The sequence below is a fragment of the Streptomyces sp. NPDC060209 genome, from assembly GCF_042728155.1.
Taxonomy (GTDB): Bacteria; Actinomycetota; Actinomycetes; order Streptomycetales; family Streptomycetaceae; genus Streptomyces.
In genome coordinates, this window is the sequence record NZ_JBHWZS010000141.1 from 1 (window position 1) to 20726 (window position 20726).

General features: G+C 70.8%; 20 protein-coding genes. 8 read left to right on the forward strand and 12 right to left on the reverse strand.

Going from position 1 to position 20726, the window contains the following annotated elements; genetic code table 11:
- Positions 1-203 precede the first annotated feature (203 nt).
- The gene (locus ACFWFI_RS24650; RefSeq protein ID WP_387394078.1) at positions 204-2363 is read right to left on the reverse strand and encodes a sigma-70 family RNA polymerase sigma factor; all 2160 of its coding nucleotides are present in this window, start codon (positions 2361-2363) and stop codon (positions 204-206) included.
- A 322-nt stretch (positions 2364-2685) separates the two neighbouring features.
- Here ACFWFI_RS24650 and ACFWFI_RS24655 point away from each other — a divergent pair, with 322 nt between their 5' ends.
- From ACFWFI_RS24655 to ACFWFI_RS24665, 3 genes are all read left to right on the forward strand, one after another.
- Positions 2686-4089 (forward strand): pectinesterase family protein, encoded by a 1404-nt coding sequence (locus tag ACFWFI_RS24655; protein WP_387394080.1) that lies wholly within the window; start codon positions 2686-2688, stop codon positions 4087-4089.
- A 55-nt stretch (positions 4090-4144) separates the two neighbouring features.
- A complete protein-coding gene (locus ACFWFI_RS24660) occupies positions 4145-5611 on the forward strand; it encodes an RICIN domain-containing protein (RefSeq protein ID WP_387394082.1) in 1467 nt (488 codons plus the stop codon).
- Between the two features lie 202 nt (positions 5612-5813).
- Positions 5814-6185, forward strand: coding sequence for a helix-turn-helix domain-containing protein (locus tag ACFWFI_RS24665; RefSeq protein WP_387394084.1), 372 nt, complete (start codon positions 5814-5816; stop codon positions 6183-6185).
- A 27-nt stretch (positions 6186-6212) separates the two neighbouring features.
- On the opposite strand, the gene ACFWFI_RS24670 is transcribed toward ACFWFI_RS24665, so the two are convergent.
- The 4 genes from ACFWFI_RS24670 to ACFWFI_RS24685 all read right to left on the reverse strand — a co-directional run bounded on the left by ACFWFI_RS24670 (position 6213) and on the right by ACFWFI_RS24685 (position 9603).
- Complete coding sequence (locus ACFWFI_RS24670) at positions 6213-6821, reverse strand: ClpP family protease (RefSeq protein WP_387394086.1); 609 nt, start codon at positions 6819-6821, stop codon at positions 6213-6215.
- A gap of 1 nt (position 6822) precedes the next feature.
- Positions 6823-7461 carry a ClpP family protease gene (locus ACFWFI_RS24675; RefSeq protein ID WP_387394088.1) on the reverse strand — a complete coding sequence of 213 codons (639 nt, stop codon included), beginning with the start codon at positions 7459-7461 and terminating at the stop codon, positions 6823-6825.
- A gap of 118 nt (positions 7462-7579) precedes the next feature.
- Complete coding sequence (locus ACFWFI_RS24680) at positions 7580-8365, reverse strand: hypothetical protein (protein ID WP_387394089.1); 786 nt, start codon at positions 8363-8365, stop codon at positions 7580-7582.
- A 98-nt stretch (positions 8366-8463) separates the two neighbouring features.
- On the reverse strand, positions 8464-9603 hold the full coding sequence (locus ACFWFI_RS24685; RefSeq protein WP_387394091.1) for an FAD-dependent monooxygenase: 1140 nt from the start codon (positions 9601-9603) through the stop codon (positions 8464-8466).
- 554 nt (positions 9604-10157) lie between these two features.
- Here ACFWFI_RS24685 and ACFWFI_RS24690 point away from each other — a divergent pair.
- Positions 10158-11153, forward strand: a complete 996-nt coding sequence (locus ACFWFI_RS24690; RefSeq protein WP_387394093.1) for an Lrp/AsnC family transcriptional regulator — start codon at positions 10158-10160, stop codon at positions 11151-11153.
- A 37-nt stretch (positions 11154-11190) separates the two neighbouring features.
- Here the strand turns inward: ACFWFI_RS24690 and msrA are convergent, their stop codons facing one another.
- From msrA to ACFWFI_RS24705, 3 genes are all read right to left on the reverse strand, one after another.
- Positions 11191-11901 (reverse strand): peptide-methionine (S)-S-oxide reductase MsrA, encoded by a 711-nt coding sequence (gene msrA / locus ACFWFI_RS24695; protein ID WP_387394095.1) that lies wholly within the window; start codon positions 11899-11901, stop codon positions 11191-11193.
- Positions 11902-11969: 68 nt separating this feature from the next.
- Positions 11970-12128, reverse strand: a complete 159-nt coding sequence (locus ACFWFI_RS24700; RefSeq protein ID WP_387394097.1) for a hypothetical protein — start codon at positions 12126-12128, stop codon at positions 11970-11972.
- A gap of 40 nt (positions 12129-12168) precedes the next feature.
- Positions 12169-13272: a hypothetical protein gene (locus ACFWFI_RS24705; RefSeq protein WP_387394099.1), complete on the reverse strand. Its 1104-nt coding sequence runs from the start codon at positions 13270-13272 to the stop codon at positions 12169-12171.
- 79 nt (positions 13273-13351) lie between these two features.
- Here ACFWFI_RS24705 and ACFWFI_RS24710 point away from each other — a divergent pair, with 79 nt between their 5' ends.
- Complete coding sequence (locus ACFWFI_RS24710) at positions 13352-14497, forward strand: cystathionine gamma-synthase (protein ID WP_387394101.1); 1146 nt, start codon at positions 13352-13354, stop codon at positions 14495-14497.
- 75 nt (positions 14498-14572) lie between these two features.
- Here ACFWFI_RS24710 and ACFWFI_RS24715 read toward each other — a convergent pair whose 3' ends face one another.
- The 4 genes from ACFWFI_RS24715 to ACFWFI_RS24730 form a co-directional block, all read right to left on the reverse strand.
- Entirely contained in the window at positions 14573-15376 is an 804-nt protein-coding gene (locus tag ACFWFI_RS24715; protein ID WP_387394103.1) for a triphosphoribosyl-dephospho-CoA synthase, read from the reverse strand.
- Positions 15366-16091: an intradiol ring-cleavage dioxygenase gene (locus ACFWFI_RS24720; protein WP_387394105.1), complete on the reverse strand. Its 726-nt coding sequence runs from the start codon at positions 16089-16091 to the stop codon at positions 15366-15368. The genes ACFWFI_RS24715 and ACFWFI_RS24720 overlap by 11 nt, the downstream gene beginning before the upstream one ends.
- A 317-nt stretch (positions 16092-16408) precedes the next feature.
- Complete coding sequence (locus ACFWFI_RS24725; RefSeq protein WP_387394107.1) at positions 16409-16600, reverse strand: DUF1059 domain-containing protein; 192 nt, start codon at positions 16598-16600, stop codon at positions 16409-16411.
- A gap of 87 nt (positions 16601-16687) precedes the next feature.
- Entirely contained in the window at positions 16688-17218 is a 531-nt protein-coding gene (locus ACFWFI_RS24730) for a MarR family winged helix-turn-helix transcriptional regulator (RefSeq protein ID WP_387394109.1), read from the reverse strand.
- A 158-nt stretch (positions 17219-17376) separates the two neighbouring features.
- Here ACFWFI_RS24730 and ilvA point away from each other — a divergent pair, with 158 nt between their 5' ends.
- The 3 genes from ilvA (at position 17377) to ACFWFI_RS24745 (ending at position 20616) form a co-directional block, all read left to right on the forward strand.
- On the forward strand, positions 17377-18606 hold the full coding sequence (gene ilvA, locus ACFWFI_RS24735) for a threonine ammonia-lyase (protein ID WP_387394111.1): 1230 nt from the start codon (positions 17377-17379) through the stop codon (positions 18604-18606).
- A 151-nt stretch (positions 18607-18757) separates the two neighbouring features.
- Positions 18758-19762: an ATP-binding cassette domain-containing protein gene (locus tag ACFWFI_RS24740; RefSeq protein WP_387394113.1), complete on the forward strand. Its 1005-nt coding sequence runs from the start codon at positions 18758-18760 to the stop codon at positions 19760-19762.
- Complete coding sequence (locus tag ACFWFI_RS24745; RefSeq protein ID WP_387394115.1) at positions 19759-20616, forward strand: ABC transporter permease; 858 nt, start codon at positions 19759-19761, stop codon at positions 20614-20616. The genes ACFWFI_RS24740 and ACFWFI_RS24745 overlap by 4 nt, the downstream gene beginning before the upstream one ends.
- Positions 20617-20726 lie beyond the last annotated feature (110 nt).

Below are 20726 nucleotides of genomic sequence, written 5' to 3' on the forward strand. Positions count from 1 at the left end.
GCCCGGGGTGACGATCCCCGGGCCGTGCGGCGCGGGCGCTGTTCGAGGGCGGAGAGCCGGCCGCGTGAAGCACGCCTTTCGTCTCCCACAGGCGCTGAACGCGAACGCCGCGCGCCACCGGCGCCGGTAGTACTCCGCGCAGCCCGTGTTCGCCGCCGGCACCACGGCCATCGGTTCCGGGCCCTTCACGCGGTGACGTGTCATCAGGACGCGCTGCCGGAGGATGACATACGGGCGCCGGGCGCCGTACCGGACGGAGTGAGGAACGAGGTCCGGGGCAGGGTCGCGTCGGCCGCGCGCGGGGCCTCGGCGGTGGACGGGTCGGTGGTGGTGAACATCGACGTGCCGTCGCTCGCGCCGTTCCAGGTGTTGCCCTCGGACCGGGAGGACTCCGCGAGCACCGTGTCAGGCCCGTCGCCGCTCTCCAACGCCGCGTTGGAGCTCAGTACGGCGGCGGCGGTGGCCAGATAGAAGCCCGTGCCGTTGCGGAAGGCGGTGTTGCGGCTGAGACGGATCGCTCCGGGGTTCCCCTCGTCGTTGAAGCCGAGCCCGGCGTTGTCCCAGGCCGCGTCGTCCGTGAGCACATGTGCGACGGAGGCGGAGGTGTGCCCGCCGCCGAGGGTGAACCCGTTGCCGTTGCGGTAGGACCAGGTACCGAGCACTGTCACCGGGCTGGTGAAGCCGCCGAGGTCGATCCCGTCGGCCCCGTTGCCGAAGGCGCGACAGCCACGGACCGTGTTCCCCCCGCCCGAGCCGAATTTGACCGCCAGGCCGACCCCGCCGGCCTCGCCGGGACCGTTGCTGTAGAAGTCGCTGTCCAGGACGGTGTTCCCCTCCGTGCCGGCGTCGCGCAGGGTCAGCCCGGATTCAGCGTTGTCATGCAGGGACAGACCGCGGAAGAGGGTGTTCCGGCAGCTTCGGCAGACGTACGCGTGACTGGCCGAGCCGCGGATCTCCAGACCCTGCACGGTCCAGTGGTCCGCCTGCTGGGTGACCGCCCAGGTGTCGGCCGGCAGACCGGACGCATCGATGACCGGCCGCTCCCCCCGGTAGTTGCTGAGCGTGATCCGCTCTTCCGCCGTGCCGTCGGTCGTGAGGGAGGCCCCCTCGGCGGGGCGATACATACCGCCACGCATCGCGATCGTCTGCCCGGGGCGGACCACGGACGCCGCCTTGCCCAGCGTGGCGTAGGGCCGCGCGAGGCTGCCGTCCCCGTCGTCCGACCCGCCGGGCGCGAGATAGATGTCGGCGCTGGTCACACCGATCGCCGCACCCGCCCGCCGTGCGGCGGGCGAGGTGGGGGAGGCGGACGGCGACACGGTGGCGGACGGCGTCCGGGGCGGCCGGGAGGTGGCCGTCGCCACCGGCTGCGCGGGGCGGCTCGCGGCGGGCGGCGCGGCTCGCGGCGAGGGGGCGGGGGCGTGCCACACCGGATAGGTCAGCGCCCCGGTGACGACGGCGAGCACGGCGGCCGACGCCGTGACCGACTTGGCCGTGACGTGGTGCAGCAGGTCGCGGATCCCACCGGTGGCCGTCTGCCCGAGCAGGGGAGCGGCCTCCACCGTGTGACGTATCCCGTCCACCAGCCCGCCGGGGACCGGCAGCAGACCGAGCCCGGGCAGCAGCTTCTCCGGAGCGACCAGGCCGGCCCCCTGCGCTCCGCACTGCGGGCAGCTCCGCACATGGCGGGTCAGCCGCTTACGCCAGAGCGCGCCCGTGCCGCCGTCCCAGCCCTGCGAGGCATCGGCCAGCCCGGGGCACCGGGGCTCGACGGCCAGGGCGCGGACCACCGTACGGGCGTCCTCCAGGCGCACCTTCATACGCCGCACGCGGACCGCGGTATGCCGGGCGTTCAGGCCGATGGCGCGGGCCACGTCGGCCCGGCCGATACGGCCCGCCTCCTCCTCCCACCACAGCGCGAGCAGCCGTCGGTCGTCCGCGTCCAGCCAGCGGGCCGCACGGGCCAGGTCCCGGCGCTGGCCTGTGAGTTCGAGCTCGGCGACGGTGCGCTCGGCGAAGTCGGTGAGCGGGTCGGCAACGTTGTCCACCTCGTGTCCGTGGTTCCGGTCACGGGCCGTGCGCCGCTGGTACTGCTGTATCTCCCGGTAGGCGATGGCCACCGCCCACGAGCGGAAGCGCTCCGGCTCACGCAGGGACGGCAGCGCGCGGACGATCCGCAGCATCACCTCCTGCACCAGGTCGTCCACGTCGGCATGGCCGTTGAGAGCCCGGCCGACGATCCCGTACACCAACGGCAGGTGTGAGACCAGCAGTTCCTCCATGGCCCGGGTGTCACCGCGCCGGGCCTCACCCACGAGTGCCGCCGTCTCGCGCACCGCCCGGCCGGTCCCGCTGTCCGTCATCCCGTCACGGCTCCTCACTCGCTTCGGGCCGGTCACCGGCGTCCCCGTGGCCGCGGCCGTACCGGCCCGGGGCCCAGAGGCACGCATCGTGGCACAACAGCGTGGAGCCGTAAAGAAGTTGCCGTTTCCACCACCCGCGTCACTCGTGCCGCCCCCGCCCCACGGACGCACGCCCTCGGCCCCGGAAAAGTTTCTTCCGGATTTCTGTCATCCCCACCCGCCCCGTGCATCTACCTGGGCACTGCGGCTCACAGCACCGCACCTGCCGGCCCATCCGAAGGAGCGAACGATGACCGAGAAACCGAACAGAAGGAGACGCGCCATGGCCGTCGCGACGGTCGTGGGTGGCGTGCTCGCCGGCGGGCTGGTCTCACCCGCAGGCGCGGCGACGCTGCCGGCGGTGGGCGGTGTGTACCAGCTGGCGGTGACGAAGAGCGGCAAGTGTGTGGATGTCCCGGCGGCCTCGACGGCGAACGGCGCGCTGCTGCAGCAGTGGGGGTGCACCGAGGGGGCGGACTGGCAGCAGTTCACGCTGACCGCGGACGGGGCGGACCGGTACCGGCTGGTCAACAAGCACAGCGGTAAGTGCGTGGACGTGCCCGACGGCTCGAAGGTGAGCGGGGTACAGCTCCAGCAGTGGGGCTGTGCGGGCGGGCAGACGAACCAGCAGTGGACGCTGGCGCCGAGCGGTTCGGGGACGTACCAGATCGTGAACGTCAACAGCGGTCTGTGCATGAGTGACAAGGACGCTTCCACGGCCGGCGGTGCGGCGGTCATCCAGGAGACCTGTACCGCCAACAGCAACAAGCAGTGGGCCTTCAGACCCGCGGGATCCACCGCCCCGGCCACCGTCGCGGCCGACGGCACCGGCACCTACCGGACCGTCCAGGCCGCTGTGAATGCCGTCGGCAGCGGCAACGCGAGCCGGGTCACCATCACCATCAAGCCCGGCACCTACCGCGAGCAGGTCACCGTCCCCGCGGACAAGCCCTTCGTCACCCTGAAGGGCCTCGGCGACTCACCGGACGACGTCGTCATCGTCAACAACCGCAACGCGGGCGACTACGGCACCGCGGGCTCCGCCACCGTCGTCGCGCTCGGGCACGACTTCGACGCCACCGGCCTCACCCTTTCCAACGACTTCGACGAGAACACCTCCGACACCGGCGACCAGGCCCTGGCCCTCTACCTGGACGCGGACAGGGCCCTTCTGGACGACGTACGGCTCCTGGGCGACCAGGACACGTTCCTGGTCAACAACAAGGCGCGCGCGTACATCGTGGACTCGTACATCGAAGGCACGGTGGACTTCATCTACGGCGGCGGCACCGCCGTCTTCCACGCCTGCACCGTCCACGAGAAGCGCAGCACCGGCGGCCCGATCACCGCGGCCAGCACCCCGGCCGAGAAGACGTACGGCTTCCTCTTCTACCGGTCCACCGTGACCGGCTCCGTGTCGAACACCACCCAGCTCGGCCGCCCGTGGCGCGCCGACGCCCAGGTGCTCTACCGGGAGTCCTCGCTCTCCTCGGCACTGGCCACCGCCCAGCCGTGGACGGACATGTCCACCAACTCCTGGAAGAACGCCCGGTTCTCCGAATACCGCAACACCGGCGCCGGAGCCACCGCCAACGGCAACCGTCCCCAGCTGACGGACGCCCAGGCCGCGAACCACACGCCGCAGAAGTACCTGGCCGGCACCGACGGCTGGAACCCGGTCCGCTGACCGGCCTCGCACCACGACCCGCACCCGTACACGTACGAGAGAGGAACGAGCACATATGCGTCGAACACACAGGAACAAGCGGAAGACCCTGGGGCTCGGGGCTCTGCTGACGGCCCTCCTCCTGGCCGTCGGCGGAGTCCTGGCCGGCGGTCTGCTCTCACCCGCTGGGGCGGCGACGCTGCCGGCCGCGGGTGGGGTCTACCAGCTGGCGGTGAAGAAGAGCGGGAAGTGCGTCGACGTCCCCGGGGCCTCCGCCGCGAACGGCGCGCTGTTGCAGCAGTGGGGGTGCACCGAGGGGGCGGCGTGGCAGCAGTTCACGCTGACCGCGGACGGGTCGGGGAAGTACCGGCTGGTGAACAAGCAGAGCGGTAAGTGCGTGGACGTGCCAGACGGTTCGAAGGTGAGCGGGGTGCAGCTCCAGCAGTGGGGGTGCGCGGGGCAGACGAACCAGCAGTGGACGCTGACGGCGAGCGGCACGGACACGTATCAGATCATCAACGTCAACAGTGGGCTGTGCATGAGCGACAAGGACGCCTCCACGGCCGGCGGCGCCGCGGTCATCCAGGAGACCTGCACCGCCAACAGCAACAAGCAGTGGGCCTTCCAGCCGGTCGCCGGAGGGCGCACCTGGTCCGACAAGGCAGACGGCTTCGCCTCCACCGGAGGCGGCACCACGGGCGGGGCGGCCGGCACAACCGTCACCGTCAAGAACTACGCGGATCTGGTGAAGTACGCCACTGCTTCCGAGCCCTATGTCATCAAGGTCGCGGCCGCGATCACGGTCACCCCGTACGGGCACGAGATACCGGTGAAGTCGGACAAGACGATCATCGGTGTCGGTACTTCCGGCCAGATCGTCGGCGGCGGCTTCTTCCTCGGCACCGGCGTCCACAACGTCATCATCCGCAACCTCACCATCCGCGACACGCGGATGACGGAGGACGACCCCGACGACAAGGACTACGACTACGACGGCATCCAGATGGACACCGCCGATCACATCTGGATCGACCACAACCGCATCGAGCGGATGAACGACGGGCTCATCGACAGCCGCAAGGACACCAGCTACCTCACCGTCTCCTGGAACGTCATGGGTGAGCAGAACAAGGCCTTCGGCATCGGCTGGACGGACAACGTCACCGCCCGGATGACCATCCACCACAACTGGATCCACGACACCAACCAGCGCAACCCCAGCATCGACAACGTCGCCTTCGCGCACCTCTACAACAACTACATGCAGAACGTGACGTCGTACGGCAACCTCTCGCGTGGCGCCTCGAAGACCGTCATCGAGAACAGTTACTACCAGAGCGTCGCCAACCCGTACTACGTCGACACCACCGCGGCGTCCCTGACCCAGACCGGCAGCATCTGTGTCTCGTGCACCGGCAAGCAGCAGACCAACGGGACGACGTTCAAGCCGGGCGACCACTACGGCTACACGCTCGACCCGGCCGCCGATGTCCCCGCCCTGCTCAAGCAGTACGCCGGTCCGCAGACCACGATCGGCGGCTGATCACCCGCCGGCCGGAGAGTCGCCGGGCGGCGTGAGGGCGCCGGTACGGAACGCGCCCCGTTCCGTACCGGGCCTTCCGCCGCCGGCCGAGGTGTGTGGTGCCTCCGGGTACGCGGCAACCGCCGTTCTGCCGACAGCAGATCCGCCCGGCGCGGAAGGTTTTTCCCTCCCGTGCCGGGAGCACCGCTCCTAGGCTGGGGCGATGAGCAGCCACGCGACCGGCCGAGCCCGCGTCATCCCTCTGCGCCCCGTGCCCGCGACACCCGTCCCCGCTGCCAAGGAGCCCCTCTGGCGGGATGTCGTCGGGGACGTCCTTCGCCGCGAGCGGCTTGCGCAGAAGCGGACGCTCAAGGACGTGTCCGAGGCCGCCCGGATCTCCATGCCGTACCTCTCCGAGGTCGAGCGCGGACGCAAGGAGGCCTCGTCGGAGGTCCTCGGGGCGGCCGCCCGCTCACTCGGACTCGGCCTGGCCGACGTGCTGTCCCTGGCCCAGGGGGAGCTCGCCCGCCGCAGCACGTCCTCCCGTATGTCTCCGGTCCGCGCCTCGACGGTCGAGGTGCGACTGGCCGCCTGATTCCCCCACGGGTGGACGGGGCGGATGTCAGGGGGCGGCTGCCAGGGCCCGTCGGCTGAGAACCTCGTCCGCCAGCCCGTAGGCCACCGCCTCCTGCGCCGTGAAGAACCTGTCCCGGTCGGTGTCGGCCCGCAGGGTAGCGGCGTCGTGGGGTGTGTGACGGGCCAGGACCTCCTCGACCTGCGAGCGGATCCTCAGCATCTCCTTGGCGTGCAGCCGGAGATCGGACACCGTGCCCTGCTGCCCGCCGCTGGCCGGCTGGCCCAGCAGCACACGCGAGTGCTCCAGGACGAACCGCCGTCCGGGGTCCCCGCCGGCCAGGAGCACCGCCGCGGTCGACGCGGCCTGACCGACGCAGAACGTCGCGATGGGAGCCGAGACGAAGCTCATCGTGTCGTAGATCGCCATGAGCGAAGTGAACGAGCCGCCGGGCGAGTTGAGGTAGACCGCGATCTCGGCCCCCGGACTCGCCGACTCCAGGTGGAGCAACTGGGCGATGACGACGTTGGCGACCCCGTCGTCGATCTCCGTACCGATGAAGATGATCCGCTCGGACAGGAGCCGGCTGAAGACGTCGTAGGACCGTTCCCCCTGCGGGGTGCGCTCGACGACGTTCGGAATCGTGTACTGGCCCATGTCAGAGTCCCATCCGTCGTCGTGAGCCGGCCGGGCGGACGTCGGCGAGCGACTCGACGACGTGATCGACCATGCCGTACGCCTTCGCCTGCTCGGCCGTGAACCAGCGGTCCCGGTCGCCGTCCCGGGAGATCGCCTCCGCGGACTGTCCTGTGTGGGCCGCGGTGATCCGCTCGACGGCCTGCTTCGTGAACTCGAGGTTCTCCGCCTGGATCGCGATGTCGGAAGCGGTGCCGCCGATGCCGGCCGACGGCTGGTGCATCATGATCCGCGCGTTCGGCAGGGCGAACCTCTTGCCCTCGGTCCCGACGGTGAGCAGGAACTGCCCCATGGACGCGGCGAACCCCATGGCGAGGGTGGAGACGTCGTTCGGGACGAGCTGCATCGTGTCGTAGATGGCCAGCCCCGCCGTCACGGAGCCGCCGGGGCTGTTGATGTAGAGGCTGATGTCGGTGCGCGGGTCCTCGGCGGACAGGAGCAGCAGTTGCGCGCAGACCCGGTTCGCCGAGACCTCGTCCACCTGGGTGCCCAGGAACACGATCCGCTGGGCGAGGAGCTGGGCCGCGAGGTGGTCGTCGAACCGTGTCGCCGGCGTGTCCTCTTCGGCGGCGCGTGGGCGGGCAGCGGGGTGGGGCGACATCGGACCTCCCGGTGGTGGGGCGGCCGGTACGGCCGCGCTCCCTCCACTCTTGGCCCATCGGGGCCCCCACATCACCGATCTCTGCCCGCGGCAGATTCGCCGCGGGCAGAGCGGCCGTCTACTTCACCGTGACCGCGTCACCTGTGGAGACGACCTTCATGGTCGTCGTCGTACCGAGGAACGCCCAGCGCCAGCTGCCCGACGCGGAGGCCTTCACGGTCGTCCGGAGGTTGCCCTTGCTGTCCGTGGTCGCCGTCTTGACCGTGTGGTACGAGCCGCCGGGCTTCTTGTACTGCAGCTTCACCACCTGCTTGGTGAACCCGTGGTACTTGAGATCCGTCCAGTTGGCCCGGGACAGCTTGCCGGTGACGGTGAGCGTGCCGCCCTTCCCCACCGGCTCGGGCGCCGCGTCCGTCGTCAGCGTCGCGGCGCGCTTCACCTTGAACGTGGCGATGCGGTCGGAGATCCAGTAGTTCCCGTCATTGGCCTTCACCGTGGCGTTGACCTGCCAGGTCCCGGCCACCGCGTTGGCGTCCCAGCCCTCGTTGGCACTTCCGTAGGAGTCGATCCAAGTCGGATCGATCTGCATCGTGGCCGTGCACACGGACGTGGTCGCGCTGCTCCTGCTGCACGACGTGCCCAGGTACGACACCGGCCCGAAGCCGTTGGACGTGTTGAAGGCGGACACGTCCGTCACCTTCTGCACCCCCGAGTTGTCCTTGACCGTCATGACGATCGCGAACCGCTTCACGTTCTTGACTCCGACGATCACACTGCCGCCGGCGTTCACGACCGTCTTGACGACCCGGATGTCACCCCGGCCCTCCGCGTGTGCGGCCGGTGCGGCCACCACCGCGGTGCCCACGGCCCCCACCGCCGCGAGTACGGCGATCCCTCTGCGCATGTCCCACCCCTGTTGTTCCCCCACCCGCAGCCGGGCGGGGGGAACAGATTAGCGATCAGGGGGACTTCTGGCTCCGCCCGTCCCGGGACTCCGCCAGGTCAGATCGGCTGGACCATCGACTCCAGGACGTGCTGGGTCAGGCCCGCGTGGTCGAAGTCCGGGTGGAGGGCGGGATCCATCTCGTACTCGCCGATCGCCACCGACGACTCGACGACGAGCTTGCAGCGCTCGTAGCGCCGCTCGGTGTACGCCGAGAACGCCGCCTCGTGGCCGGCATGGGAGGACAGGCTCTCCGCGAGCACGATTCCGTCCTCGATCGCCTGCGCCGCTCCCTGGCCGAGATGCGGGGTCACCGCGTGGACGGCGTCACCGATCAGGACGATCCGGCCCCTGTGCCATGGCGCGGACGCCATCAGCCACTCCTCGGGGCGGAAGACGATGTCGGAGGAGTCGTTGATGTAGAGGTCCCGGACCCGCCCGGCCAGCCCGCCGAACGGGGCCATGCGCTCCCGCAGCTCGTCGGCCATCCTGTCCTTTTCCAGCCAACGGCCCTCTTCCCACGTGGTGTTGTAGAAGAGGTACGCCAGGTCGGGACCGATCGGCACGAACCCCGCCAGGCCCTCCGGGCCGTGCTGCAGGATGATCCGGTCGATCTCGGGCTCCCGGGGGATGTTGAGCCGGAACGCGGACTGGCCGAGATAGACGGGCCTGATCTCCTCGCTCAGCACGTAGGGCCGGACCTTGGAGTACACACCGTCGGCCCCGACGACGAAGTCGACCGTGCCACGCGTCCCGTCCGTGTACTCCACTTCCACGCCCCCGGGCCCGTCCGTGAGCTCGGTGAAGGTCTTGCTGTACGCGATGGTGACGCCGGTCTCCAGTGCCTTGTCGATGAGCACCTTGTGCAGCTGCGGCCGGGTCAGACCGTTCATCGGCGGCAGGCCGGACCCGGGGATCCGGGCCCCCGGCATCTCCCGGATCGGTTCGCCGTCCACGTCGAGCATCTGGCCCCAGGCGCTGGTCGCGTACCCGACGGCCAGGCACGCCTCGGCGCAGCCGATCGCGTCGAGCGCCCTCAGCGCGTTCATCGGCTGGATGATCCCCACGCCGTACACCGACGAGTGGAGGTCCTCCTGTATCTCGACGACGTCGACCTCGTAGTCCGCGTTCCGCAGTGCGATGGCTGTGGACAGTCCACCGATCCCGCCGCCGACGATCAGAACAGTGCCTCGGCTCATTTTTCGACCACCTGGGTTCGCCCGCTTCGCCCCGGTGCTGGTGCGCACCGGGCCGGATGTGATGGCGAACGTAATGCTCCGAACGGCGCGCGGGAAGTAGACGGAAACGCACGGTTACCTTGCGCCCGCGAGCCCTTGTCGATTCACGTAAATGCTCTCCTGAGAAAAGGTTCCTCCCTTCTCCCGTGATTCGTGCGCCCCCGGACCGCCCTGGCACGCGGTTTTCTTCCACGCTCTGAAGTGTGTTTGACCTGCTCTTACGCTGAAGTGCGGGGGAGGGGGTGGCTGTGTCGTGAGGGAAACACCGGATTTTCCGAGTGGTGATGTCGAATTCACCCGGCGCGCCGGGTCCCGGCTGTTCCGAGAATGCCGAACCGGTTCACAGTGGGACGGTACCGGTGGTCAATTGCAGGCCGCCGTGCGGCACAGGGGTATTTCCTTTGACGTTTCGGGGAATCACGGCCCCCGGCCGCGGCCACATACGATGACCGGCCGGCCGCACCGCCCCCGGGGCGGCGGGCCGAACCACCCTTCGGCTCACGCAGGAGAACCTTGTGGCGCCCTCCACGCTCGACGCGCTCGACCTGAAACTGCTGCAGGCACTGGAACTCGACGGGCGGGCGCCCTTCAGCCGGATCGCGCAGGTGCTCGGGGTCTCCGACCAGACGGTCGCCCGCCGCGTCCGGAGGCTCCGCACCACCGCGCGGCTGCGGGTGACCGGCATGGTCGACGACAGCCGTCTCGGCCGGTCCAGCTGGATCGTCCGGCTCGGCTGCACCCGCGGCACGGCGGCGCGGCTCGCAGCCACCCTCGCGGGCCGGCCGGACACGCACTACGTCGACCTGGTGGCCGGAGGCACGGAGGTGGTGTGCGCGATCAGCCCGCGCAGCCGGCAGGAGCGCGACGAACTGCTCCTGGAACGCCTCCAGCGGACCCCCGGAGTCACCTCCGTGGACGCCCACTGCATCCTGCGCGCCTACTACGGCAACGCCCTCAGATGGCTGCGCAAGATCAGCGCGCTCGGCCCGGACGAGGAGACGGCGCTCCGCGCCCCGGCACCCGCGCCCACCGCCGAGCCGGTCGGTCCGGACGCCGAGGACCAGGCGATGCTGGACGTGCTGAGGCGCGACGGCCGGGCGACGCTCACCGAGCTGCAGGACGCCACCGGCCTGTCCGAGGCCGTCGCCAAGAGGCGCCTGGAGCGGCTGCGCGCGTCAGGCGTGCTGTATCTGGCCGTCGAATACGACCATGAGCCCCTGGGCCAGGGCGTGGAGGCGCTCTGCTGGCTGACCGTCGCCCCGCATGCCCTGGCCGGGGCGGGCGAGGCGGTCGCGCTCCACCCCCAGGTGCGGTTCGCGGCCGCCGTCACCGGGCGGTCCAATCTCGTCGTCTCGGTGCTCTGCCGCACCACGGACGACCTCTACACGTTTCTGAGCGAGAGGATCGGCGGCCTGGCCGGGATCCGGGCGGCGGAGACCGTGGTCACGCTCCGCCGGGTCAAGACACTCACCCACGAGAGCCGGCCGCCCCACGCGGCCGGCTCGGTCTGACGGGCCCGCGGCTCCGGGACGGCCGCGGGCTCCCGGGTCACTCCGAGGCGGTGGGAGCCGGGGCGATGCCGGTCGGGCAGGCGCGGCCCCAGTTGGTCTCCGAGGGGGATTCCAGCGTGGCTCCCGTACCGCCGATGCCGCAGTAGCCGTCGGGGTTCTTGTCCAGGTACTGCTGGTGGTACGCCTCGGCGGGCCAGAAGGTACGGCCCTCCGCCGGGAGGATCTCCGTGCTGATCGTGCCGAAGCCGGCGCCGGTCAGCACCTGCTGGTACGCCTCGCGGGACGCCTCCGCTGCCTCGGCCTGCTCAGGGGAGTGCGTGTAGAGCGCCGAGCGGTACTGCGTGCCCACGTCGTTGCCCTGCCGGAAGCCCTGGGTCGGGTTGTGGGACTCCCAGAAGAGCTTCAGGAGCTCCGCGTAGCTCACGACCTTCGGGTCGAAGACGACGCGGACCGCCTCCGTGTGGCCGGTCAGGCCCGAGCAGGTCTCCTCGTACGACGGGTTCTCGGTGTAACCGCCCTGGTAGCCGACGAGCGTCGTCCAGACGCCCTCCGTCTGCCAGAACTTGCGCTCGGCGCCCCAGAAACAGCCCAGCGCGAAGTCGGCGACCTCCAGGCCCTGCGGGTACGGGCCGGTCAGCGGGTTGCCGAGGACCGTGTGGCGGGACGGCACCGTGAACTCGGGGGTGGGGCGGCCGCGCAGGGCCTCATCCGGGGTGGGGAGCTGCGGGGTGCGGTTGGTCAGGAACATGCGGGGGCTCCTCCGGGGTCGGGGTTCGCTCGGTACAACGCCGCGAGGGCGCCGTGGATTCCGTGGGCTCAGGCGGCGGGGGCCGGCGGGTCGCGACGCTCGTCACCTTCGCGGTCCGCGCCTGCCGGGTACTCGTAGGAGGCCAGGTACGAGGCCGTCTTCCTGCGCGCCCGTAGCCAGAAGAAGACGGCGAGGCCTATCAGGATCAGCGGGATCAGTCGTGCCATGGGTGTACCTGTCCAATCCGGAGGGGGCGGGCGTGGCGGGTCAGTGGAGCAGTGTCGCGGGGCTGCCGCCGTTCGCCTCGTATCCGGCGACGGCCAGCGCCCGGTACACCGTGTACTCGGCGGCCGGGTCGGGGTTCTGGGTCCAGGGCAGCGCGCCGACGTGGCCGTCGATGTGGACGAACTGGTGCATCGCCTCCGACCAGCGCTCCATGCGCACGAGGAAGAGGACCAGCAGGTGCCGGACGTGCGCGAGCACCGGGTCGTCCGCGCGGGCCGCGTGCACCGCGAACATCGCGCCTTCGACCGCCTTCGTCACGACGACGCCCCGGTAGAAGCCCTGCACCAGATTGACCTCGGGCAGGTGCTCGTACAGCGCGAACAGTGGCAGCGCGGCGAGCAGCGAGCCCTGCGGGGCACGGGCGGCGGCCGTCGTCGCGAAGCGCTCGGCCTCCTCGCGGGAGCCGTGCCACTTCTCGCACCAGAAGTGCAGGGCCGCGATGTGCGCGCCCATGTGCGCGGGGGCGCGGTCGATGATCTTCGCCCAGAGCTGGTCGAACTGCTCGTGGGAGTAACCCAGGCCACGGGCTACGGCCAGCTCCACGATGTACGGGACGGGGTCGCCCGGAGCCAGCAGGGCCGCCTCGCCGGAGACCGTACGGGCCTCCTCCAGGATGATCCGGAAGTCGTCGGTGCCCACCGTGCCGGTGCGCCACGCCTGCTGCACGAGGAACTCCGCGTGCACCGCCGCCGCGCCCGCGTCCTTCGGGGCCTCAGCGCGCCACGCCCGCAGCCACGCCCCACCGGCACCGGGCCGCCGGGCCAGTTCCAGGGAGGCCGCACCGGCGAACGCCTGCACCCGCTGCCAGCGGATCTCGCTCTCCTTGGGCGTACCCGCGAGAAGCTGGGAGGCGGCCTTCCAGCTCTGGGTGCTCTGGACGACATCGAGGACGTCGAGCAGGTCCTGGTCGGGACCCGGCATCCGGATGTCCAGCTCTTCCTGGCGCGCGAAGCCGTAGGTGTCCGGGTCGGCGGCGTCGGGCGAACCGGGCGCGACCTGGCGGATACCGCCACGGCGCCGCAGCATGACCGGGCCCACGACGGCGACGAGCATGCACAGGGCGAGCAGGAACCACAGAATCTCCATGCGGTCCATTGTCCCCGGACGGGTAACCGGGCGGCGAGTGGCCTGTAACTCCCCTCGTGACGAACTACGCTCGGGCCCCATGAGCGACCAGCACAGCTTCGAGACCCTTGCGATCCACGCCGGCAACACGGCGGATCCCCTCACCGGCGCCGTGGTCCCGCCGATCTACCAGGTGTCCACGTACAAGCAGGACGGCGTCGGCGGACTGCGCGGCGGCTACGAGTACAGCCGCAGCGCCAATCCCACCCGCACCGCACTGGAGGAGAACCTGGCGGCGCTGGAGGGCGGCCGCCGCGGGCTCGCCTTCGCGTCGGGCCTCGCCGCGGAGGACTGCCTCCTTCGTACGCTGCTGACACCCGGCGACCACGTCGTCATCCCGAACGACGCCTACGGCGGCACGTTCCGGCTGTTCGCGAAGGTCGCCTCGCGCTGGGGCGTGGAGTTCTCGGTCGCCGACACCTCCGACGTGAGCGCGGTCCGGGCGGCGCTCACCCCGCGCACCAAGGCGATCTGGGTGGAGACGCCGTCGAACCCGCTGCTCGGCATCACCGACATCGCGGCCGTCGCGGGAGTGGCCCGGCAGGCGGGCGCGCGGCTGGTCGTCGACAACACCTTCGCCAGCCCCTACCTCCAGCAGCCCCTCTCGCTCGGCGCCGACGTCGTGGTGCACTCCACCACGAAGTACATGGGCGGCCACTCGGACGTCGTCGGCGGCGCGCTCGTCGTCAGCGACCCGGAGCTCGCCGAGGAGCTGGCGTACCACCAGAACGCGATGGGCGCGGTGGCCGGGCCGTTCGACGCGTGGCTGGTGCTGCGCGGCATCAAGACCCTCGCGGTCCGCATGGACCGCCACGACGAGAACGCGACGAAGGTCGCCGACCTGCTGACCCGGCACCCCAAGGTCACCCAGGTCCTCTACCCGGGGCTGCCGGAGCACCCGGGCCACGAGGTCGCCGCCAAGCAGATGAAGGCGTTCGGCGGGATGGTGTCGTTCCGGGTCGCCGGCGGTGAGGAGGCGGCCGTCGAGGTCTGCAACCGCGCGAAGCTCTTCACCCTCGGGGAGTCGCTCGGCGGCGTCGAGTCGCTCCTGGAACACCCGGGCCGCATGACGCACGCCTCCGCGGCGGGCTCGCCGCTGGAGGTGCCGGCCGACCTGGTCCGGCTGTCCGTCGGCATCGAGAACGCCGACGACCTGCTGGCCGACCTGACGCAGGCGCTCGGCTGAGGGACCCGATTCCGGTGGCCGGGAGATCCCGGCCACCGGAGGGGGGCGCGCCGTCGGGCCGCGCCCCGCGGTCGTTCAGCAGATCCGGTCGAGGAACAGGGCGGCGGCGAACAGCGGTTCGCTGCCGCCGGCCCGCAGCTCGCGCGAACGGAGCTCCTCGTCCATGGCGCGGAGGGCCACCCTGCCTCCGGCAGTCCCCGCGCCTCCCGCCTCCAGCACCGTGCGCGCCCCGCCCTGGACCAGACGCAGGCCGTTCGGGCCCGCGACGTGCAGCAGCCCGGTGTCCTGGAGCGTGCTCATGACGCCGAGCAGGGCGTTCAGCCGGGCGTCCTCCTCAGCGGTCCCCTGACCCCGTGTGCCTCGCAGGGCCTCCATCGCCCGCCGGGCGTGCGGAAATCCGGCTCTGGCCTCACCCTTCGCTCCGGCGGCGCCGTAGCGTGCGGCCACCGAGGAGCCCGGCGACGGGGTGCGGGGTGCCTTGCGGTCGCGGAGCATGGCCAGAGATCTGGCCGTAGCCGTCACTTCGGCGGCCTTCGCGCCCGGTTCCAGGGACGCCGCCGAGACCAGGAGCCCCAGCGCCCAGATCGCGCCCCGGTGCTGCCCCGCACCGCACGCGGCTCGCCGCGCCGTTCGCTCGGTGGCGCGGCCGATCGCCCCCAGCTCCTCACGGAGCTCAGCGGTGGCGGAGCCGGTACGCCCGGCCGCCGCGGCCATCGCCGCGAGGCCGGGGTGCAGTGCCTTGGCCGCCCACCTGGCGGTGGCGGCGTCGGGTGCTCCGGGACCCGGGCTGCGGCTGTCCGTCAGGCCCGGGGTGGGGGTGAGGGCGACCGCCTCGACGAGGGCGCTCACGGCGGCGTCGGCGAGACCGTTACGGCGCATCGCCGGCGGCTCCGCTCGGGGGTGTGCCGCCGGGGCCGCCGCTCGGGGGCGTGCCGCCCCCGCCTCCGCCGTCGCCCGCACCGGTGTTCTCGGTGGCGGGATCGATTCCGAGGGTCAGAGTGGCGACGTATCCCTTGTCCGTGTCGCCGGTGACGGTCGTCAGCCCGTCCTTGGCGCCGCCTCCGGCGTACACCATGTCGTCGTCGAGCGCGGTGGGCGTACCGACGTGCTGGGTGTAGGGGGACAGCTTGTGGACGGCGTCACCGTACGAGTCCTCGAAGAACAGCTGGCCCGTGTGGTTGACCTTGCCGCCCTCGTAGGTCCCGTCGTCCCGCTTGCCGCCGGTGTGCACCTTGACGTGGATGTGGGTGACGCGCGGGGTGTACCAGCCCGGGTAGATCGTGGTGAACTCCACGACCCCGTCGTCCCCCGCGATCTGGTAGCCGCGCAGATACGTCCTGTCGTTCGCGCCGCTCGTGTCCTCGCTCTCCGCCGGGGCCTCACCACCGGGGTTGGCGGTGGTGTAGCCGGAGTAGTAGCCCCATGCGTCGCAGTGCCAGATCTCCACCGCGGCTCCGGGGACGGGGGCACACGACTCGGTGGTGTCCTGGACCGTCAGGCGCACGGTGAGGGGAACTCCCGGCTTCCCGTCGGTGATGTCCTTACGCACCAGGGCGTCGTCGAGGTAGTAAGGGCCCTCCGTGACGCTGGACATGAGCACGCACTGTCCGGAACCCGATGACCCCGATGACGCCGACGCCGAAGCGCCGGCGGATGACGCACCCGTCGTCCCCGAACTGCCGCACCCGGCCAGCGCCAGTCCAGCCGCCCCGGCTGCCGCGCCACCCGCCGCCAGGACCTTCCGCCTGCTCACACCGTTCTCGTACATGCCCCGGACCATAGGACGGCCGCCTGGGTACAGTCCGTGTCCCGGCTGTGAACCGGCTGTGCGTGTCTCCGGCCCCGGGTGCGCAGCCGATGTCCGGCGGCCGGGACGCAGTCCCGCCCGCCGGACGACGACGCGTACCACGGTCAGGCAGCGACCTTCTCGTCCTCCAGCGTGCCCCGGATCTGCTCGCGCAGTTCCGGGCTGTCCGTGTGCTCGTGGACCGAGACCGCGTGTTCGGCGGCGGCCCGGACGACTTCGTCCTCCTCACCGGAAATGGTGAGCGTGCAGTTCGAGACGCTCGGATACCTACGGCAGTCGGCGATCTTCCGTGTCATCACGGCCTCCTCGACTCGCGAGTGCAGGCCCTTCCAGGGTAGGTCCGCCCGCCCGGGCGGACCGAACCGGACCGCGGGTGCGGACGGTCAGTTCTCCTGGGCCGGCTGGTTCGCGGCCTGCCGGGCCGCCAGAGAGGCGTTGAACCGGGTCAGCAGGGCGCAGAAGGTATCGCGCTCCTCCTCGGTCCACTCGCCGGTCACCTGGGACATCAGCTCACGTCGGGAGGCGCGGACCTCCTCCAGGCGGGACTGGCCGCGCGGCGACAGCTGCAGCACGACGGCACGTCCGTCCTCCGGGTGCGAGGTGCGCTTGACCAGACCGGTGTCGACGAGCGGCGCGACCTGCCGGGTCACGGTCGAGGAGTCGATCCCCATCCCCGCGGCCAGCGCCTTGACGCCCATGGGGCCTTCCGCGTCGAGCCGGTTGAGCAGCAGATAGGCCGCCCGGTCCATCGAGTTGCGGACCTGGCCGACACCGCCGAGGCGGGTCTGCTCGGCACGCCGGGCGAAGACGGCCACCTGGTGCTGGAGCGCGTCGAGGAGGTGGTCCGTTCCCGGATGTCCAGGGGTCGCGCCCCCGGAAGGAGACGCAGCAGTCGTCATGTCCTGAGGGGGCATGGCCGGGGGCTCTCTTCGTGCGAGTGTCGGATGGGTGGGGGACAGAGTACGCGGCCACGGGGCAACGTGTACCAGCGCTGCACAAACCTGTGGACACCACCGCAGGCCGCCATGAGATGCGACGGCCCCGACCGCTCCGAGCTGCAAGACTTGCTGTCATGACCTTCCGTACGTCAGGCCCCTTTCCTCCGCTGATCCTCGACGACATCCGAGGGGCGCAGAAGATGCTGTCCGGGGTGGCCAGAACGACCGGGATGGAGGGCAGCCGCCATCTGAGCTCCCTCGTGGGCGCCCCGGTCCACCTCAAGTGCGAGAACCTGCAGCGCACCGGCTCGTTCAAACTCCGCGGCGCGTACGTACGGATCGCGGGACTCAGCCCCGTCGAACGTGCGGCCGGAGTGGTGGCCGCGAGTGCCGGAAACCATGCGCAGGGTGTCGCACTCGCGTCTTCGTTGCTCGGCGTACGCTCCACGGTCTTCATGCCGGTCGGCGCGCCCCTGCCGAAGGTGGCGGCGACCCGGGAGTACGGGGCCGAGGTCCGGCTGCACGGCCATGTCGTCGACGAGACGCTCGCCGCCGCACAGGAGTACGCCGAGGAGACCGGAGCCGTCTTCATCCACCCCTTCGACCACCCGGACGTCATCGCGGGCCAGGGCACCGTCGGCCTGGAGATCCTCGAACAGTGCCCCGAGGTCCGCACGATCGTCGTCGGCGTCGGCGGGGGCGGTCTGGCCGCGGGCATCGCCGTCGCGGTGAAGGCGCTGCGCCCCGACGTCAGGATCGTCGGTGTCCAGGCGGCGGGCGCGGCCGCCTTCCCGCCCTCGCTGTCCGCCGGGCATCCTGTGGCGCTCGACTCGGTGCAGACCATGGCCGACGGGATCAAGGTGGGACGGCCCGGCGAGCTCACGTTCCCGCTGGTCCAGGAGCTGGTGGACGAGGTCCGTACGGTCACCGAGGACGAGCTCTCCAGCGCGCTGCTGCTGTGCCTGGAGCGGGCGAAGATGGTCGTCGAGCCGGCCGGGGCGATCCCTGTCGCGGCGCTGCTGAGCGATCCGAAGGCCTTTCGCGGGCCCGTCGTCGCCGTGCTGTCGGGCGGCAACGTGGACCCCCTGCTGATACAGCGCATCCTGACGCACGGCATGGTCGCGGCGGGCCGTTACCTGAGCCTGCGGCTCCGGCTCACCGACCGTCCGGGAGCGCTGGCCGCGATGCTCGCCACGCTGTCCGTCGCCGACGCCAACGTGCTCGACATCAGCCACGTACGGACCGATCCCCGGCTCGGGCTCACCGAGGCGGAAGTGGAACTCCACCTGGAGACCAAGGGGCCGGAGCACTGCGAGGAGGTCGCGGCCGCGCTGAGGGCAGCGGGCTACCTGGTGCGGTCCTGAGCGACCGGGATTCCCCCGCGAAAACCTGTTGTAGGTCGCGATGTATCGCGTTACCGTGCATCGCCGAACACTCCGGTGTTCCCCGCCCCGTGGGGCCGGGAACTCTACGATCCGCTCAGGAATTCACGCGAAGCAACTGGGGGAATCCCGTATGCCAGGCGCCATCTACGCCGAAGGCCTGGTGAAGACCTTCGGCGATGTACGAGCACTGGGCGGCGTCGATCTCGACGTACCCGAAGGCACCGTCCTCGGCCTGCTGGGGCCCAACGGCGCCGGCAAGACGACGGCCGTACGTGTCCTGACCACCCTGCTCCGGCCCGACAGCGGGCGGGCCGTCGTGGCGGGCATCGACGTCCTGAAGAATCCCGACGAGGTACGCCGGTCGATCGGCCTCTCCGGCCAGTTCGCGGCCGTCGACGAATACCTCACGGGCCGTGAGAACCTCCAGATGGTCGGCCAGCTCTACCAGATGAGCTCGCGCGACGCGAAGAAGCGGGCAGGGGAGCTCCTGGAGAAGTTCAACCTCGCCGACGCGGCCGACCGCACCGCGAAGACGTACTCCGGAGGCATGCGCCGCCGCCTCGACCTGGCGGCGGCGCTCGTCGTCTCCCCGCCGGTGATGTTCATGGACGAGCCCACCACCGGGCTCGACCCGCGCAACCGGCAGCAGCTGTGGGAGGTCATCGAGGAGCTCGTCGCGGGCGGTACGACGCTGCTGCTGACCACGCAGTACCTGGAGGAGGCCGACCACCTCGCCCACGACATCTGCGTCATCGACCACGGCAAGGTCATCGCCCGCGGCACCTCCGACCAGCTCAAGGCCCGCACCGGCGGTGAGCGCGTCGAGGTCGTCGTCCACCAGCCCGACCAGATCGAGCCGGCCCGCTCGGTGCTCGCCACGTACGGCAAGGGAGAGATCTCCGTCGCCGAACACACCCGCAAACTGACCGTCACGGTCACCGGCGGGGCCAAGCTGCTCGCCGAGGTCATCCGCGACCTCGACACCCACGGCGTGGAGATCGACGACATCGGTCTGCGCCGCCCCACTCTCGACGACGTCTTCATCTCGCTCACCGGCCATGCCGCCGAGCTGGAGAAGAACGGCGGGAACGCATCGACCGAGGCCGCACAGGGCCGGAAGGAGGGCGTGCAGTGAGCGCCGTCACGGACACGCCGAGCCTGTCACCGCTCAAGTCGCGCGGGGCGGTCAGCCGGTCGGTGGCCGACTCGCTGGTCGTCGCGCGGCGGAACCTGATCCGCATGGCCAGGATTCCGGAGATGGTGATCTTCGGCCTGGTCCAGCCCATCATGTTCGTCGTGCTGTTCACCTACGTGTTCGGCGGCTCCATCAAGGTGGGCAGCTCGCTCTCGTCCACGGCCTACAAGGAATTCCTGATGGCCGGGATCTTCGCCCAGACCGTCACCTTCGCCACCGCCGGCGCCGGGGCGGGTATCGCGGACGACATGCACAAGGGGCTGATCGACCGTTTCAGGTCACTGCCGATGGCCCGGGGCGCCGTCCTCACCGGACGCACCCTCGCCGACCTCGTGCAGACCGCGCTCACCCTCGTCGTGCTCGCCGGTGTCGCACTGATCATCGGCTGGCGGACGCACGAGAACATCGGCAAGGTGCTGCTCGGCTTCCTGCTGCTGCTCCTGCTCGGCTACGCGTTCTCGTGGATCGGCGCGCTGATCGGCCTCGTCGTGCGCACCCCGGAGGCGGCCACCTCCGGCGGACTGATCTGGCTCTTCCCGCTGACGTTCATCTCGAACGCCTTCGTGGACGCCAACCAGATGCCGACCGTCCTCCGCCACATCGCGGAATGGAACCCCTTCAGCGCCACCGTGGCGGCCTGCCGCGAGCTGTTCGGCAATGTTCCGCCGGGCTTCGTCACCTCGGACGCCTGGCCGATGCAGCACCCGATCCTCGCCTCGGTGATCTGGTCGGTCCTGATCGTCGTGGTCTTCCGCACCCTGGCGGTCCGCAAGTACCGCTCGGCCACCGCCTGACCCCGCCCACGACGGAGCCCCGGCCGCCCCGGCCGCCGGGGGGGGCGCAGGGGGAATAAACACACACCCCGCCCCCCAGCCCCCCGGAAAAAGCGGTATGCGGCCTGGGG